The organism is Ralstonia sp. UBA689 (genome assembly GCF_002298975.1).
Classification (GTDB): domain Bacteria; phylum Pseudomonadota; class Gammaproteobacteria; order Burkholderiales; family Burkholderiaceae; genus Ralstonia.
On record NZ_DBMV01000003.1, the window covers coordinates 1 to 17,548 of the forward strand.

A 17,548-nucleotide genomic window follows, 5' to 3' on the forward strand; every position below is an offset into this window, starting at 1 on the left:
CGTACAGCGTGACGGACGATTGGGCCTGGGCCGCGCCTGCGGTCAGACCAGCGGCGGCGGCCAGCACAGCCAGCTTGAAACGTCGCTTGAGTTGCATCGTTGATTTCTCCCTCTTGTGGTTCCGTTGTGTTGAATGAGCTGAATGGGCTTGGCGGCGGCAGGTGGCTCTCCTACCTCGCCAAGGTCGACGCAAGTGAATGCAACAGCCGTGCCAATACGTTGTCGGCAAGCCGCAGCTTCGCAAATGAATACGTTTTCTCGGGAAGGGGCGCAGACTAGCTTGAATACCCCAGGCAGACAAGTCCCCGCACAGGGGTGTGTGGCGCCATTTCTGCACCGCGCTGGCGCAGCGGCATGCGTGACCAGACCCTAATCGTTCTGCAGCACGCGGATGTCCACTTCGCGCGTATAGCGCTCGGGCGAAAAATCGCAATAGGTGAGCGAGATCGGCACGTCGGCCACGCTGTAGCCGATGCGGCGCACGCGCACCAGCGGCACACCTGCTGTCACGTTGAGTTGACTCGCTTGGTGAGCGTCGGCCACGCATGCCAGCGATGCCTCGCGCGAGCGCGCGATGGTCAAGTTGGCTCGCTGGAACACCTGCACGAACAGGCGGTCCTCGAAGTCGCGCGCCTCAAGCATGGCCGCCAGCCGGGAGGTCAGCCAGGTGCGCAGCAGCATGATGGGTTGCCCATCCACCTGTGCACGGCGCTCCACGAACGCCACCTGCGCGCCTGCGTCCAGGCCGAGGGCGGCGGCCACGGTTTCATCGGTTTGCTCCAGCCGGAACGCGCTAACGGTATAGACGGCACCCGGCACGTATTCGAGCGCCGCGTCGGACTGACCCGGCGCATACAGCACCGGCCGATGCGGCCCCACGCGGTCGAGCACAACGCTGCGCTGCCCGCGTGAGCGCTTGAGCAGCCCGCGCGCGGCCAGTTCATTGAGCGTGCGGCGCGCAGTCAGCCGCGACACGCCGTAGCGTTGCGCAACTTCATTTTCGCTGGGGGCGACACTGCCGGCCGGCAACGCCCCATGCAGGATGTCGAGCCGGATGCGATCGGCCAGTTCAAGGTATTTGGGCAGGCGGGGCGTCATGCCGACGTTATACAGGAAGCCGCGTTCGCCCAATGCAAACGGCCCACCAGGGCAGGTGGGCCGTCATGCGCGCGAAACGCGATCCGGCAGATCAGGCGATCAGGAACCTGTCGCGGTTCTTGCCGATCCAGGCCGGTGCACGGCCACGGCCGGACCACGTTGCGCCCGTTTTCGGGTCGCGGTACTTCGGCGGCACCGGTGCCTTGGCACCAGCACGACGGCCACGGCGCGGTGCCAGGCCCAGGTCTTCGGCGGTCAGACCATATTCGGCAACCGTCTGGCGCACCTGCTGGATCACCGCCTCAAGCTCCTTGGCACGAGCCGTTTCGATCTGCTCTTCCAGCTTGGCCTTTTGTGCAATCAATTCCTTGTATGTCGCCATATGCGCTCCCAATAAAGTCTGGTGTGGATCAGATATTAGATCAATCTTATTCATAACTGAAATGAAATTTCAAGATTTATGATCTTGTGCCACAACTTGCCATCACGCGCATGACGATGCATCGAATCAATTCAAACGCGTCGGATGTTTCGCATTCAATCGGAAAGTCGGATTGACGTATCAGATTAACGTAGCGATCATGCAAGGCCGCAAGCCAGCACCGCTGCATTTCAGTGCCATCACCATAGCAAGCGTTGCCGGGTCCCGCAATTCCGTGGCATCTCTGCCATCATCATTCGCAGCACCACAGCAGTACCGCACACGCAATACCGATTCACATGCAGAACGGCGCCCACCGGCATCTCCAACGCCGTGCACCGCCATCGCATACCGGTTTGCGGCAGGCAGTAAAGCCGTTCAAAACGGCACGCACTTCTCAGTTGTGAGTTGGATGAGACAACGATGAATCCACCCTCGCGATGTCGTTTTTGCTCTCTGCTTTTGCTCTTTGGCCTGCTGGTATGCAGCCTGTTTTGTGCCGCAGCCTTTTTGTTTGGAGATCATTCAATCGGACGTCTAAGCGCCTATTGCATTCTGACAATGGGCGCCTGCGTGTTGATGTGCGCAGCCGGATTGGCGCTGACGCATGGCGAGACAGATCAGCATTTCACCCCCACTGAACACATACCGGATACGGCCACGCATGCATCGGCCGCAACCAATTCGGAGACGATCGCTTTGCCATCCTCCGCACCGCAAGCAGAGGACTGCGACATCGACAAGCCCGATGCGGAATGTGTTGCATTGACCACAAATCAACAATTTGCGCGATAGACAACTTTTGCGCATCATGAAGCCCGTTGTCCCCGCTTCCGCTGGCCAGCTCCTGTTTCGCCGCCCGCGGGTCCATGCGTGGCGCAAGGTCTAGGGCAATACATTGGTTGGAGTGTGGGATGCAAGACGAACTTTCCTACCCCCTATCGGCACAAAGCCTGCCCGTTCCGCTCTACGTGGTCCTTGAAGGCCGCATCGTGTATGCCAATGCGGCAGGCGTTTGCATGGTGCGTGCACGTTCCGTCGACCAGTTGCTCGGCGAACCGTTCTCTCGTTTTTTCCTGGATGTGCCAGCGCTGCTGCGCGCACATGCTGCAACGGACACTGATCCTGTCATGCCCAACGCAGCCAACGTGCCGGCGGGGGAACTCATCTCTGCCATATCGCTGGGGGGTTCCAGCCCAGCCGTCACGGTTCGGCTGACTGTCACGCCTACGCGCTTCGATGGACTGCCAGCGCAGCAGGTGGTCGTGCATGGCCTGCCTCTGCCGCTCGACGCACAACTGCCTGGCAAGGCCAGCGAGCGCATCCTGAGTGTCGAAGCCATCGGCACGGCGCTGCCACACGAGCACCTCGATCACCTGCTGTCCGCGCTGCCGTCAGCGGCTTCGCTCGGCGAGCGGCTGCACGCCGTGCTGCGCGCGCTTGAAGCGGCATTGCCGTCCGCGCTGTGCCTGGTGGTGCGCGTCGTTTCCGGGCGCGTTCGGCTCTATGGCACGCGAGCGGCACGCACGCAACTGGCGCTGCGCGATGACCAGGCAGCCCACCTGAGCACCACGACCACGGAGCACGGCGAACTCGATGCCGAGCTGGCCAGAATGGCCCAAATTGCCCCGCTGCTCGCCGAGGTGGCGCCCATCGAACTGATCCGACTGACCAATGCGCCCACCGCCCTGCGCGAGGCACTCACGCACGCGCTGGGCGCAGCACAGCCCGCGTGGCTGAGCCGTATCCCGGCCCAGCATGGCGGTGCGGCCCTCGGCGACGATCTGCTCTGTCTGTTCTATGCCGCGCCTGCCGACACCCCACCCGACGATGCAACCTTGCGCGCCGCGTGCGGCAGCGTCGTCGGGGCGCTGGTCAAGCTGCTGCGCCTGGAAGGCGAGTACCGACAGGCACGCGAGCTGCGCGATCAGTACCGGCTGGTCGTCAACCATTTGAGCGAAGGCGTCCTGACGCTCTCCACCGATGGCCGGGTGCTGTCCTACAACCGCAGCGCCGCAGAGATCCTGCGCCTGTCGGGCACGTCGTGGAAAGGCCGCCCGCGCATGGCCTTGAGCGACATGATGCTCGGCGAGGACGGCGCCATCCTGCCGCGCGCCGCGTGGCCCTCCACGCTGGCCGCCCGCACCGGGCGCGCCATCAGCAACGTGGTGGTGGGCGTGCCGGCCGGCAACGGGCAGATCGTATGGCTGCGCGAAACGGTGCTGCCGATGTTCTCGCCGGAAAGCGCCTCGCCGCACGCGGTGCTGACCATCTTCACCGACATTACGGCCGAGCGCTCGACCCACGAACAGCTACGCCTGCTGGAGACCAAGGACTCGCTGACCGGCCTGCCCAATCGCGCGGCCTTCATCGAGCGGCTCGATGCGCGCCTGACACAGCCGTCCACCGGCCAATCTGCGTTGCTCTACATCGGGCTGGATCACTTCAAGACCGTCAACGAAGCGATGGGGCACCACGTCGGCAACCAGGTGCTGAACCTGGCGGCGCAGCGCATCCGCGCCGAGGCCGGCCAACGTGCGCTGCTGGCACGCCTGGGCGGCGACCAGTTCTGCGTGGCCATCGACGATCCAAGCTCCGCCGACACACTCGCCCAGCAAGTGCTCGACGCGCTGGCCGAGCCCTTCACCGGCGGCGAGCGCGAAGTGCACCTGTCGGCCAGCATCGGCATCGCGGCGTTTCCGGAAGACGGCAACGATGCCAATGCGCTGGTCAGCCACGCCGAAGCGGCCATGTACCGCGCCAAGGAAAACGGCCGCAACCGCGTCACGCGCTATTCGCGCGCGCTGGAAACGCAGATGCTGCGCCGCTTCACGCTCAACGAACGGATGCGGCGCGCACTGGCGCGCGGACAGGTACGGCTGGTGTATCAACCCAAGTACGCGCTGGAATCGGGCGAACTCGTGGCAGTGGAAGCCCTGATGCGCTGGTCGGACCCGGAGCTAGGCGCGGTCTCGCCCACCGAGTTCATCGCCGTGGCTGAGGAGTCCGGCTACATTCTCGAACTCGGTCGCTGGGCGCTCATGCAGGCCTGCGAGCAGGGCCAGGCTTGGGAGCGCGATTTCGGCTTCACTGGCCGCATCTCCGTCAATGTCTCCGCCAAGCAATGCGATGCCGGGGTGATCGAGCGCGACGTGGACGAAGCGCTCAAGACTTCTGGCCTGAACCCGACCCGGCTGGAGCTGGAGCTGACCGAAAGCGTGCTGCTGGCTGACCGCCTGTCGACGCAGCGTCTGCTGATGAGCTTGGCCGCACGCGGCGTGCAAATCTCGCTCGACGATTTCGGCATCGGCTTTTCGTCGTTGTCGTATCTGCGCAGCCTGCCGATCCACAACATCAAGATCGACCGATCGTTCATCAGCGGCGTGCCGGCAGTGGCTGACTGCGTGGCACTGACCAAGACCATCATCGCGATGGCCCATGCACTGAACATGACCGTCACAGCCGAAGGTGTGGAAACCCCGGAGCAGTCAACCTTCCTTGCAACACATGCCTGCGACGAAGTGCAGGGCTTCCTGTTCGGCCGGCCATTGGAAGTTGCCGCGCTGGAACGGTTGCTACGTTTACACAGCCGCGCGCAGGTGTGAAAGCATCCAACGTTGCGCGGGGTGTGCCAAATTCCCGAGCAACGCCGATCAGGACCTGTCGCCATGCGGGTCGGATGAGGTTTCCCACAGACTTATCCACATGTTCTGTGCATAACCCGCCGGGACGGAAGACCTTGGTGCAACAACAGGCTTGACGGGTTCACGCAAATATGTCGGCAACGTAAAACGGTTGCGCGGCGGTGCCGTTATCCACAGCGCCGTCGCAGTTCGCATCACGCAACAAACCCTTGTGCATCAATCGGTTGCACTCGGTTCTGCAAGCGGTTTACCTGCTGCTGTGGACAAGTTGATCAGCGCATCAGGTCTGCCGGCGTATCGACATCGCACAAGATGCCGGCGTCGTCGACGTCGATGCGGACGAGCGTGGCCGGATCGATCAGGCGCCGCGCGCCCTCGTCGCCGTCGAGCGCTGTCAATCCGGTGAAGAAATCGGCGCCGAAACCGATGGGGTGGCCTCGCTGTCCGGCATGGAACGGCGCGACGCAATGCTTTGCATCGATTGCCTGTGCGACCCGGACGATGGTCTCGGGAGCAATCCACGGCATGTCGGCTAGGGCGATGACCCAGCCGCCAGCTTCGGGGCGGGTAGCCACACCCGCCGCCAGGCTGGCGCCCATGCCGCGCGCGGCCTCAGCGCACCGCAGAACATCGCAGCCGGCCTCGGCCAGCAATGCGGCCAACGGCTCGATCTGCGCGCCATGCGTGGCAACGGCAGGCACCACCGCCACCACGTTACCCAACGCTTGCTTCAGATGCCGGGCGGCCTGCACTGCTACCGGCGTGCCATCCGGCAACGGCGCCAGCAGCTTGTTGGCTGCGCCGGCCGGATCAAACCGGCTGCCACGGCCCGCGGCCAGCAGGACACCAACAACGGGCCGCTGGTGCATCAGACCACCTCGGTCTTGAGCGTGACTTCCACGTTGTTGCGCGTGGCGTTCGAGTACGGGCACACCTCATGTGCCTTGGCCACGAGCGTCTCGGCATCCACCTGCGACAAACCGCTGACGCGTGCGGTCAGGCCAACCTTCAGGCCGAAGCCGCCTTCCGAGCGCGTACCGATACCCACATCGCAGTGAATCTCGATGTTGCTCGGATTGAGCTTGAGCATGCTCTTGGCGACAAAGTCGCAGGCCGAACCGAAACACGCAGCGTAGCCGGCGGCGAACAGGTCTTCGGGTGTGGTCGTATTGGGCTTGCCCGGGCCGCCCATCGACTTCGGAACAGACAGGTCGTGCGAGACCTGGCCGTCTTCGGTCTGCGTGTGGCCATTGCGGCCGCCCGTGGCCGTGGCGTGGGCGGTGTACAGGATGTTCAATGCCATGACGTGCTCCGGTGAGTAAGAGATAACTGCCGGGAAAAACTGCCCGGACGCAAGAAACGGTCCGCAGAGAAAAAAGCCGGCATACATCGCTGCATGCCGGCCTTGATCGCATCACGCTGCCATGACTACACCGTGTCGAACGGCAGCTTGCGCAGCCGCTTGCCGGTCAGTACGAAGACCGCGTTGGCCACGGCCGGCGCGATCGGCGGCACACCGGGTTCGCCCAAGCCGGTCGGGTTGTCTTCCGACGGCACGAAGAACACGTTGACCGGCGGCGCGTCCGGCATGCGCACGGGCGGGAAGTCGGTGAAGTTGCTGTTCTTGGTGGCGCCATTTTCGATCTCGATGGCAAAACCCGGGGCGATCATCGCCAGGCCGAACACGCAGGCGCCCTGGATCTGCGCCTCCGCACCCATCGGGTTGACCACGCGGTTGGCATGCACACCAGCCGTGACGCGATGCACGCGCGGCTTGCCCTGGTCGACCGACACCTCAACCACATACGCGATCACCGACTCGAACGAAGCATGCACCGCCACGCCCCACGCCTGGCCCTTGGGCAGCTTGCGCTTGCCGTAGCCGGACTTGTCGACGGCCAGCTGCAGCGCGGCGCGATGACGTTCATGTTCCTTGCCGGTAAAGCGCGCCATGCGGAAGGCCACCGGGTCTTGCTTGGCGGCGTGCGCGACCTCGTCGACCATCGTCTCCATCACGAATGCCGTGTGCGTGTGACCAACAGAGCGCCACCACAGCACCGGCACATTCACGTCCGGATGGTGCACCGTCAACTGCATCGGGAAGCCGTAGTCGTTCTCGACCACGCCCTCGACCATGGTCTCGTCCACACCGTTCTTGACCATGAAGGCTTCAAACGGCGTGCCCTTCAGGATCGACTGGCCGACGATCACGTGGTCCCAACCAACCACCTTGCCGCCCTTGTCGACGCCCACGTCAACGCGGTGCAGATGCATCGGGCGGTAATAGCCGCCGCGGATGTCGTCTTCACGGCTCCAGATCACCTTGACGGGGCCGTCGTGGCCCGCTGCGGCGTAGACCTTGGCCACGTTGGCGGCTTCCACCACGTAATCCGACGTGGTGATCGCGCGCCGGCCAAAACCGCCACCCGCCATCATGGTGTTCAGCTCGATCTTCTCGGGCGCTACGCCCAGCACCTTGGCGATGGCGCCCTGGTCGATGGTCTGGAACTGCGAGCCCACCCACACCTTCGCGCCGCTGATCTTGCCGCCATCTTTCTGCACATCGATCGTGCAGTTCAGCGGCTCCATCGGCGCGTGCGCGAGGTACGGAAACTCGTAGTCGGCCTGGATGCGATGCGCGGCGGATTGGATCGCGCTCACATCCGCCGCCTTGGCCACCGTGCCGGGCTGGCCAGCCAGCTTCTTGTACTCGTCCATCAGCGCGGCTGTGGACACCTTCGAGCCGGCGTCTTCCCAACTCACCTGCAGCGCGTCGCGGCCCATCTTGGCCGGCCAATAGCCATCCGCAATGACGGCCACACCCGTGCCACCCCGATCGGTCGGGATCTGCAACACATCGACCACGCCCTTCACTGCCTTCGCGGCTGCCGTGTCGTACTTGGCCACCTTGCCGCCAAAACGCGGCGGGCGGGCCAGCACGGCCACCTTCATGTTCGGCAGACGCGTGTCGAGGCCAAACTTGAGCGAGGCGTCGAGCTTGGCGCGCGCGTCCAGGCGCGGCGTAGGCTTGCCAACGATGCGGAACTGCGACGGGTTCTTCAGCGTAACCTGCGCCGGCACCGGCAGTGCCATCGCGGCCTGTGCCAGTTCGCCATACGTCGCACGGTTGCTGCCCGAGGTGATCACGCCGTTGGCCGTGCGGCACGTCGACGGATCAACCTTCCAGCGCTCGGCTGCGGCGGAGATCAGCATCGCGCGGGCGCGGGCGCCCAACTCACGGTATTGCTGGAACGAGTGGTTCAGCGCGGTCGAGCCACCTGTCATCTGAATGCCGAAGCCCGGATCCTTGTACGGGTCGGCGGCCGGCGCGAGCATGCCTCGCACGTTGCGCCAGTCGACGTCGAGTTCCTCCGCCAGCGCCATCGGCAACGCGGTGTGCACGCCCTGCCCGAACTCCAGGCGGTTGACGGCAACCGTCACGGTATTGTCCGGCGCAATGATGATGAAGGCTTGCGGCGGCGAAGGCGGCTTGGCCTTCGCGTCCTGCGCGCCCGCCAGCACCGGCGCAATGCCGAGTGCAAGGCCACCGCCCGCCAGCGTGGTGAGCTTCAGAAAGCTGCGGCGATCGAGCTTCGCCACACCGGCGTCAGCCGATGCCGGTTGATGCTGCGCGCCGCCACCGGCCAGCGCTTCAAGGTTTCGAATACGCATCGTGAATTCTCCGGTGAGGCTCAGGCCAGCGACTTGGCAGCGTCGTGAATCGCCGCACGGATACGCTGGTACGTTGCGCAGCGGCACAGGTTGCCGGCCATTGCGCTGTCGATGTCGGCATCGGTCGGCTTCTTCTTGCTGCGCAGCAGACCCACCGCGCTCATCATCTGGCCGCTCTGGCAATAGCCGCATTGCGCCACGTCGTGCTTGACCCAGGCGTCGAGCACGGCCTTGCCGATCTTGTCGTCGGCGATGTGTTCAGACGTGGTGATCTGCGCGCCGGCCACGGCGGAAATCGGCAGCACGCAACTGCGCGTGGGCTGCCCATTCAGATGCACCGTGCACGCGCCGCACGACGCGACGCCACAGCCAAACTTCGTGCCGGTCAGGCCAAGGTTGTCGCGCAGCGCCCAAAGCAGTGGCGTCGACGGATCGGCATCAACTTCCACCGGTTTGCCGTTGATGTTCAACGTGACCATTGTGGGGTTCTCCTTGTGGGGCATGAGGGAGTCTTACCGTTATAAAGCCTTTGATATAGCGGGCTGGCGGTATGGACCGGTGTATTAAAGCAGGTTCGATTGGGTTCTGCTGGCGAGTACTTCACATTGAGCAGCCCCGGGCAGGCGCAAAGAAACCTGCCCAGACAACTTGACAACCAATCTCATCCCACATCACCATTCGCAAATGCACTCTCAGCAGACCGCCCTCCTCAGCGCTCAAGCCCGCACCCTCTCGTGCGTGCGCGGTCTGCTATCCGCTTCTCTACTACGCGTGTAAGCGCGTAGACCTCTCTTTCCCCCCTCGTTCCGGTGTTTGACCGGTCCGCTGCCGTAACAGGCAACCGGCCTTGTGTGGCGCAGCCTGCGCGCCGAACCGTTGGAGCCTCCCATGCCCGCCCCGATCCTGCTTTCGCTACGACTACCGCTCGGCCGCCAGACCACGCGCCCGTGGCTGTCTGGTCGCCACATTCGCAATTCGCTGCCGGCCACGCCGGACACCGCTCGCGCGGCTGTCCCCGTCGTATTCAACCGATCTCGATCTCACAGGACGCACACACCATGATGAAGAACCCCGCCGCCAAATACCGACCATTCCCGCCGATCGCCCTGCCCGATCGCACCTGGCCCAGCAAGACCATCACCCGTGCACCGATCTGGATGAGCACGGACCTGCGCGATGGCAACCAGGCCCTCTTCGAGCCCATGAACGCCGAGCGCAAGATGCGCATGTTCAAGATGCTTGTGCAGATCGGCTTCAAAGAGATCGAAGCCGCCTTCCCCGCCGCCTCCCAAACCGATTTTGATTTTGTGCGCGAGCTGATCGAGGGCGGACACATCCCGGACGGCGTGGCCATCGAAGTGCTCACGCAGGCGCGCGAAGACCTCATCCGCCGCACGATGGAATCGCTGCGCGGCGCGAAGCGCGCCATCATCCACGTCTACAACGCAACCGCGCCGGTGTTTCGCCGCACGGTGTTCAACACCGACCGCGAAGGCGTCAAGCGCATTGCCGTGCAGAGCGCCAAGCTGATCCGCGAAATTGCGGAAACGATGCCCGAGACGCAGTGGACGTACCAATACAGCCCCGAAGTCTTCAGCGGCACCGAACTGGACTTCGCACTGGAGGTTTGCAATGCGGTGACGGAAATGTGGGAGCCGACACCCGAGCACAAGATCATCTTCAACCTGCCCGCCACGGTCGAGATGGCCACGCCCAACATCTACGCCGATCAGATCGAATGGATGCACCGCAACCTGGCGCGCCGCGATTCGATCATTCTCTCGGTGCATCCGCACAATGACCGCGGCACCGCCGTGGCCGCCGCGGAGCTTGCCGTGATGGCCGGCGCTGATCGCGTGGAAGGCTGCCTGTTCGGCAACGGCGAGCGCACGGGCAATGTGGACTTGGTCACACTGGCGCTGAACCTGTACTCGCAGGGCATCGACCCGGGGCTCGACTTCTCGCACATCAACGACGTGGCACGCACGTGCGAAGACTGCACGCAACTGCCGGTGCACCCGCGCCATCCGTACGTGGGCGATCTGGTGTTCACCGCGTTCTCAGGCTCGCACCAGGATGCGATCAAGAAGGGCTTTGCAGTGCAGCAATCCGACGCCCTCTGGGAGATGCCCTACCTGCCGATCGACCCGGCCGACGTGGGCCGCACGTACGACTCGATCATTCGCGTGAACAGCCAGTCGGGCAAGGGCGGCATCGCTTATCTGCTCGAATCGGGCTACGGCATTGCGATGCCGCGCCGCCTGCAGGTGGAGTTCAGCAGCACCGTGCAGGAGCTGACCGACCAGTCCGGCCGAGAAGCCACCGCCGCCGACATCTGGGCGCTGTTCCAGCAGACCTATCTGCGCGCAGACGGTGCGATCGGCTACGTATCGCACCGCCTGACGGAGCAGGATGACGGCAGCCAGCACATCCGCCTGGTCGTCAATATCGACGACCACGAACACATCTGCGAGGGTGCCGGCAATGGGCCGCTGGATGCGCTGGTGCATGCGCTGTCGCACGTGCTGACCGCGCCCGTATCGATCCATCACTATGAAGAGCGCGCCCTGGGCCAGGGCGCCAATGCCGATGCCATTGCGTTTGCCGAAATGGCCGCGCCGGGCGTGGCGGGCAGCGTGTTTGGCGTGGGCGTGGATGCCAACCTGACCACCGCCTCGATCCGCGCGGTGGTGGGCGGCGTCAATCGCCTGATCGCGCGTGCCGGCAAGAGCATGCTGCGTCGCGGCAATGCTAAGGCTGCGGTCGCGTAAGGCGCAGGTCGGCCTCACACAGTGGAGCGCCAGTTGCTAAATTGGAGAGATGCGGTCCGGGCACACCCCGGGCCCATCCTTTCCGATGCGCGAAAGCGTGTACATCCACTGCCAAAGGAGAACCGACATGACCAATCGTCCGACCGCGAAAGACAATGCCAAGCGTTATGCCAGTGTGATCCAGGCGCTTCACGCATGCGAGACCGCTTGCGCATACTGCGCGACGGAATGCGGCAAAAACGGCCATGCGGAAGCCACGGCGCGCTGCATCGCGCTCTGTACGGACTGCGCTGAATACTGCACCGTCACGCGCGCCTTCCTCGGACGCAACAGCGAATTCGCAGAACTGCTGCTGGAAGACTGCGCCGAGATCTGTCACCAGTGCGCGGAAGAATGCGATCATCACGGCCAGGGCCATTGCAGCGCCTGTGCAACCGCCTGCCGAGCCTGCATGGACGCTTGCCTGAAAGTCGCCGGCGTTGAGACCGCAACCGCCGAACCCACCGTTTTCTGACCCCCTTCCCAACGCCTATGAAGATTGGCGAGCTCGCCCAGCGCACGGGCATCAGCATCGAAACCATCCGCTTCTATGAAGCGCAGGGCCTGCTGCCCCCGCCGGCGCGCGCCGCCAACAACTACCGCGTCTACACGCCCGAGCATGCCGAGCAACTGGCCTTCATTGCGAAGTGCCGGTCGCTCGACATGGCGCACACCGAAATCCGCCGGCTGCTGGAACTGCAAGCCAACCCCCAGGCGTCGTGCGAAGAGATCAACCATCTGCTCGATGAACATCTGCGCCACGTCGAAGCGCGCATCGCCGAACTGACCGAGCTCAGGCGCCAGATCGAGGCGATTGGCCAGCGCTGCACGAAGGCGGCTTCCGTGGCCGAATGCGGCGTGCTGCAGTCACTGCATGAAGAGCCGTTGCCCACCCAGAACCACGGCCACAACCACAGTCACGGCAACGATCATGGCGACGCCGAGCACGCGCACCGGCACATCCGCGGCGTGCATCGCTAGCGCTCACTCTCCGCCTGGCACGTCGCAATAGCGTGCCACCTTGGCGTGGCATACTCGCCGCATTTCACGACACGTGGGTGGGCGAATGGCGACGAAACCGGCAGCAACCTTCCAACACGAGCAACGAGCGGCGCGCTTTGCGCTCTGCGCAATCGCAATGGCTGCGACCTCGCTGTCGCACGCAGCAACGCCCTCGCGCATCACCGAGATCACGCTGTATCCGGACAGCGCCACCATCGTGCGCACGACCAGCGTGGCGCCGGGTGCCCGCAGTGTGGAATTGACCTGCCTGCCACCGACGTTCGATGCGGACAGCCTGCGCGTGGAGGGGGATAACAGCATCCGCGTGGGTGACGTGCGTGTGGAAACCATGCCCAGCGAAGGCAGCGGTTGCACAAAGACCGCCCTGGAAACGCAGATCCGCACCTTGCAGGACCAGCGCACCGCGCTCGATGTGCAGATCAAGGCAAACGCGCTGTCGGCCAGCTACCTGAAGGCAGTGAGCGAACGCACCGGTGGCGACGGCCGTGCGCCGGCCACGGATTTCTCGACACTGGGCCGCGCCACCGATGCGCTGACGCGCAACGCGCAGGAAGTCTTTACCCGCCAGGAGCAACTGCAGAAGCGCGATGCCGAATTGAAGGCACGGCTCGATGCGCTGCAGCAAACGCATGGATCGGGATCAAGCACGCTGCGCACCGTGCGCATTGCCGTGGCGGCACCGCGCGGCGGCGAACTGCGCGTCAGCTACCAAACGTCACGCGCGGGCTGGCGGCCGGCATATCAAGCGAGCGTGGACTCCGTGCGTTCGAGCGTCATCGTCGAGCGGCAGGCGACCATTGCGCAGGCCACCGGAGAAGACTGGCGCGGCGTACGGCTGCGGCTGTCGACCGGCCAGCCACGCAATAGACCGCGCGGGCCGGAGCCGTATGCGTGGCAGTTGGCGATCGAACCACCGCCCCAGGCAAAGCCTTACCCGGCTGCACCTGCGGCAGCAATGGCTCCAGCACCAATTGCCATGGAAAAGGTGCTCACCCGCGAAGCACGCAATTCGAGCGACAACACCCCGCTGTTTGACGTCAACACCGTCCAGACCGCCTTCGCCACCGAGTTTGAAGTGCCGACCACGGTGGAACTGCCCTCCGACGCGCAGAAGGTGACCTTCACGCTGGCCAGTGAAACGCTACCGGCCAAGCTGACTGCACGCAGCACGCCGCGCATGGACACGTCCGCCTACCTGATCGCCACGCTGGACCGCCCGCAAGGCATCTGGCCGGCCGGCACGCTGCAATTGCGCCGCGACGGCGCGGTGGTGGGAACCACGCAATGGAACCCGGCAGGCGAAGACCAGAAGGTCACGCTGCCCTTCGGCCGCGACGATCTCGTTACCGTGGTGGTGGAAACGCCCAAGACCTTCCAGCGCAGCGTGGGGCTGCTGGACAACCGCAACGAGCGTCAGCTCGGCGCGTTGTACACCGTGCGCAACCGGCACCGCGACGCCATCGACGTGCAGATCCTGGAGGCCACGCCCGTCAGCCAGTCCGACGACATCAAGGTGCGCGCCACCTTCGCGCCGGAGCCCGCCAAGCGAGACTGGGAGCATCGCCCAGGCGTGATCGCGTGGGAGCAAACGATCCCGGCCGGCGAAAGCGCGCGCTTCTCGGCCGACTATCTGATCACCTATCCGAAGGACGCGCGCGTTACCGGTCTGCGCTGATCGACGTTCCCGGCACGAGATGGCGTTGGCCTCCCTCGGCCCGTCTCCGAGCAAGGGTACGGATGTCGTTCTTTTCATGAGAACCGCTTACAGCCTGCGCGCCCGCATCACCGCCAGCGGATTCCAGTTGACTGGGTCCGGCTGACTCCCCTCCAGGGATCACGCCTCGGCAAGGCGGTCGCCGGGGCATCGGACAATTCTGATTTATAGTTGCGCCCTTGCTTTAACGAAGCAGCGGTCATTACACTTTGGCGCATCACTTTCGGTGCCATAGAGAAAGTGGTCGAGGTGTGGAAACCTCGTCAGCAACGGGCAAGTGCCGAGCATAGGTGCTTGTCCTCAAGTGCTATGGCCTGGCTTCGTCACCCTCATTGGGTGAGCCAGGCATGAGCGGCTTCGACCGCGCCGACCGTTGCTGATCGGTTTTCCACCTTGCCTGTGCTCGCCCACCCCCTTTTTTCAGGGCGAGCGCGGTTCCGTTCATCACGCGAAAGGAAACCCGATGAGCCGCTTGCCCCCTCCCCCCGCCACTTGCACACCGAGCCGCGCGTATCTGCACGGCGCGCGTTCTGCATGCGTATTCCTGCGCGCCGTACAAGCTTTGTTGCAAGTCAGGCAAACAGACACCCCGCCTGACGACCTACCTGCCAACAACGCAGTGAACGCGCCGGAACATCCGGATCAGCCAAGCTGACTTTACGGGCGGGCCAGACATCAAACGGCCTCGCTCGTACCGATGTTGCAGCATCCGTACTGGCTGGCTTGCCTGTGCTCGCCCACCCCTCTGCGCCTGCCCGCGGCCATCAATCTGAAAAAAGCGGTCAATCGGTGCGCGCACGCATCACCCGAAGCCCGTTGAAGACCACCAACAGGCTCGCGCCCACATCGGCAAAGATCGCCATCCACAGTGTTGCATCGCCCATCACGGCCAGTACGAGAAACACCGCCTTGATACCGAGTGCCAGCACGATGTTCTGACGCAGCACGGCCACCGTGCGCCGGCTGATGCGGATGAAGCTGGCGAGCTTGCGCGGGTCGTCGTCCATGATGGCGACGTCGGCGGCTTCCAGTGCGGTGGCGGTGCCGGCGGCACCCATGGCGAAGCCGATGTCGGCACGCGCCAGCGCTGGTGCATCGTTGATGCCGTCGCCCACCATGCCGACAAAGCCGTATTGCGTGGCAAGCTCGCCCACCACGCGCTGCTTGTCGGCGGGAAGCTGCTCGGCGTGGACGTTGTCGATACCAACGGTCTTGGCGATGGCCTGTGCGGCGCGACGATCGTCGCCGGTGAGCATGACGGGCTGCACGCCCTGGGCGCGCAGCGCGGCGATGGCTTCGACGGACTCCGGGCGCTCGCGGTCGCGCACGCCGAAGAGCGCCACGGCACCGGTTGCGTCGCACAGCGTGACGGCCGACATGCCTTCGGCTTGCAGCGCTTCGGCAGCCGCGCGCCAGGCCGACGTATCGAAGCCGCGCTCAGCCACGAGCGCTGCGTTGCCGAGGTGCCAGTTCACGCCGCCAAGCGTGCCCGCCACACCGCGGCCCGGCAGCACCGACAGGTCTTCCACCGCACCCGCATCCACCGCGCCATGCGCCCCAGCGGCTTGCACGATCGCCACGGCAATCGGGTGCGTGGTGTTCGCATCGAGCGCCGCAGCCACGGCCAGCGCGCGCAAGTGTGCGCCATCGGTTGCGGCACTCAACTCGGCCACCGCGCGGCGCGTGCCATCGGGCAACACCACGGCGTCGAGCACCGGGCGGCCAGCCGTCAGGGTGCCGGTCTTGTCCAGCGCCAACGCACGCAGGCGCCGGCCGCTTTCCAGATAGACGCCGCCCTTGACCACGATGCCGCGCCGCGCAGCCGCAGCCAGCCCGCTGACCACCGTCACCGGCGTGGAGATCACCAGCGCACACGGGCAGGCGATCACCAGCAGCACGAGCGCGCGATAGGTCCACGCAAGCCAGCCTTCGGCCGTCACCTGCGGGCCGATCACGGCAACCGCCAGCGCCAGCAGCATCATCGCGGGCGTGTAGATGGACGAGAACTTGTCGACGAAGCGCTGCGTGGGCGCGCGCTGCGCTTGTGCCTCCTGAATGGCCCCGGCGATGCGCGCGAGCGTGCTGTCGGCGGCCACCGCCGTGGCTTCGGCTTCGATCACGCCATCGGTGACGATGGTGCCGGCGAGGATGATGTCGCCGATGGTCTTCTCCACCGGGAGGCTCTCGCCGGTGACGGGCGATTCATCCAGCGCGGCACGGCCGCTGACGATACGCGCATCGACCGGCACGCGGCTGCCCGTGCGCACGCGCAGGCGCGCGCCGATGGCGACCGTCTCGACCGCCACGTCACGCCAGCCGCCGTTGCCATCGACCAACTCGGCGGTGTCGGGCGCGATGGCGGTGAGCGCGCGCACGGCGTCGCGGGCACGCACCAGCGCGCGTGCCTCGATCGCTTCAGCCACGGCAAACAGGAAGATCACCATGGCCGCCTCCGCCCACTTGCCGATCAGCAGCGCGCCAATGACAGCCACAGCCATCAGGAAGTTGATGTTGAACGTGAACGCACGCAGGGCGATCCAGCCCTTGCGCAGCGTCGGCCCGCCGGCCAGCGCGATGGAGGCCAGCGCCAAGGCCAGCACCGGCCACGCATGATCGCCCAGCGACCAGGCGATGGCCTCGGCGCCAAACGCGGCCACGCCGCCCGTGCCCAGCAGCCACGTGCGGCGCGAGATGCCGGCAGGTTCTGCAGGCGCGGCGACCGCGCGATCGTGCGCTTCCAGCACCTCGCCGCCCATGCCGATGGCGCGCAACGCTTCGAGGAAGGGCGTCACGTCATCTACGGTGTGATGGATGGTGAGATGGCGCTCCAGCAGGTTGAAATCCAGCGCGACCACGCCCTCGGCGCTGCCCAGCTTGGTGCGGATCATGCGCTCCTCGGTCGGGCAGTCCATCTGCTCGATGCGCACAGTCGTGCGGCCGGTAGCCCTGGCGCGTGCGGCGGCATCAACAGGCGCATCCGCTTCGTGCGCGTGGCTGTGATCGTGGTCATGAGCATGACGGGAGGTGTCTGTCGCAACCGGCTGATCGTGGCCACAGCAACCGCCGCAGCCGGACGCTTCCGGCTTGGCGGCTTGGTCTTGGGAAGGCTTGAAGGAGGCGAGTTCTGGTTTCATGCCTCCATTCAAAACCCTGAAGAAGCTTTAGG

13 protein-coding genes are annotated in these 17,548 nt (G+C 64.9%); 6 read left to right on the forward strand and 7 right to left on the reverse strand.

The features are described 5' to 3' along the window. Window positions 1-369 precede the first annotated feature (369 nt). Together B4F51_RS02505 and B4F51_RS02510 are read right to left on the reverse strand one after the other, a co-directional pair. Window positions 370-1,098 carry a GntR family transcriptional regulator gene (locus tag B4F51_RS02505; protein WP_296223517.1) on the reverse strand — a complete coding sequence of 243 codons (729 nt, stop codon included), beginning with the start codon at window positions 1,096-1,098 and terminating at the stop codon, window positions 370-372. Window positions 1,099-1,189: 91 nt separating this feature from the next. Beyond that, entirely contained in the window at window positions 1,190-1,480 is a 291-nt protein-coding gene (locus tag B4F51_RS02510; RefSeq protein WP_296223518.1) for an H-NS histone family protein, read from the reverse strand. A gap of 462 nt (window positions 1,481-1,942) precedes the next feature. Between B4F51_RS02510 and B4F51_RS02515 the strand changes: the two genes are divergently transcribed. Both B4F51_RS02515 and B4F51_RS02520 read left to right on the forward strand, forming a co-directional pair. Beyond that, complete coding sequence (locus tag B4F51_RS02515; protein ID WP_296223519.1) at window positions 1,943-2,314, forward strand: hypothetical protein; 372 nt, start codon at window positions 1,943-1,945, stop codon at window positions 2,312-2,314. 119 nt (window positions 2,315-2,433) lie between these two features. Then, window positions 2,434-5,124 carry a putative bifunctional diguanylate cyclase/phosphodiesterase gene (locus tag B4F51_RS02520; protein WP_296223520.1) on the forward strand — a complete coding sequence of 897 codons (2,691 nt, stop codon included), beginning with the start codon at window positions 2,434-2,436 and terminating at the stop codon, window positions 5,122-5,124. A gap of 311 nt (window positions 5,125-5,435) precedes the next feature. Here the strand turns inward: B4F51_RS02520 and B4F51_RS02525 are convergent, their stop codons facing one another. From B4F51_RS02525 to B4F51_RS02540, 4 genes are all read right to left on the reverse strand, one after another. Then, window positions 5,436-6,032: a nucleotidyltransferase family protein gene (locus tag B4F51_RS02525; protein WP_296223521.1), complete on the reverse strand. Its 597-nt coding sequence runs from the start codon at window positions 6,030-6,032 to the stop codon at window positions 5,436-5,438. Next, window positions 6,032-6,466 carry an organic hydroperoxide resistance protein gene (locus tag B4F51_RS02530; RefSeq protein WP_296223522.1) on the reverse strand — a complete coding sequence of 145 codons (435 nt, stop codon included), beginning with the start codon at window positions 6,464-6,466 and terminating at the stop codon, window positions 6,032-6,034. The genes B4F51_RS02525 and B4F51_RS02530 overlap by 1 nt, the downstream gene beginning before the upstream one ends. A 125-nt stretch (window positions 6,467-6,591) precedes the next feature. Further along, window positions 6,592-8,835: a xanthine dehydrogenase family protein molybdopterin-binding subunit gene (locus B4F51_RS02535; protein WP_296223523.1), complete on the reverse strand. Its 2,244-nt coding sequence runs from the start codon at window positions 8,833-8,835 to the stop codon at window positions 6,592-6,594. 20 nt (window positions 8,836-8,855) lie between these two features. Then, entirely contained in the window at window positions 8,856-9,314 is a 459-nt protein-coding gene (locus tag B4F51_RS02540) for a (2Fe-2S)-binding protein (RefSeq protein WP_296223524.1), read from the reverse strand. 579 nt (window positions 9,315-9,893) lie between these two features. Between B4F51_RS02540 and leuA the strand changes: the two genes are divergently transcribed. The 4 genes from leuA to B4F51_RS02560 all read left to right on the forward strand — a co-directional run bounded on the left by leuA (window position 9,894) and on the right by B4F51_RS02560 (window position 14,343). Next, entirely contained in the window at window positions 9,894-11,606 is a 1,713-nt protein-coding gene (gene leuA, locus B4F51_RS02545; RefSeq protein ID WP_296223525.1) for a 2-isopropylmalate synthase, read from the forward strand. Window positions 11,607-11,733: 127 nt separating this feature from the next. Further along, window positions 11,734-12,120 carry a four-helix bundle copper-binding protein gene (locus B4F51_RS02550; RefSeq protein ID WP_296223526.1) on the forward strand — a complete coding sequence of 129 codons (387 nt, stop codon included), beginning with the start codon at window positions 11,734-11,736 and terminating at the stop codon, window positions 12,118-12,120. A gap of 17 nt (window positions 12,121-12,137) precedes the next feature. Then, window positions 12,138-12,626, forward strand: a complete 489-nt coding sequence (gene cadR / locus B4F51_RS02555; protein WP_296223527.1) for a Cd(II)/Pb(II)-responsive transcriptional regulator — start codon at window positions 12,138-12,140, stop codon at window positions 12,624-12,626. A gap of 157 nt (window positions 12,627-12,783) precedes the next feature. Continuing rightward, window positions 12,784-14,343 (forward strand): DUF4139 domain-containing protein, encoded by a 1,560-nt coding sequence (locus tag B4F51_RS02560; RefSeq protein WP_296223528.1) that lies wholly within the window; start codon window positions 12,784-12,786, stop codon window positions 14,341-14,343. A gap of 821 nt (window positions 14,344-15,164) precedes the next feature. Here the strand turns inward: B4F51_RS02560 and B4F51_RS02565 are convergent. After that, window positions 15,165-17,516 carry a heavy metal translocating P-type ATPase gene (locus tag B4F51_RS02565; protein WP_296223529.1) on the reverse strand — a complete coding sequence of 784 codons (2,352 nt, stop codon included), beginning with the start codon at window positions 17,514-17,516 and terminating at the stop codon, window positions 15,165-15,167. Between the last annotated feature and the right edge of the window lie 32 nt (window positions 17,517-17,548).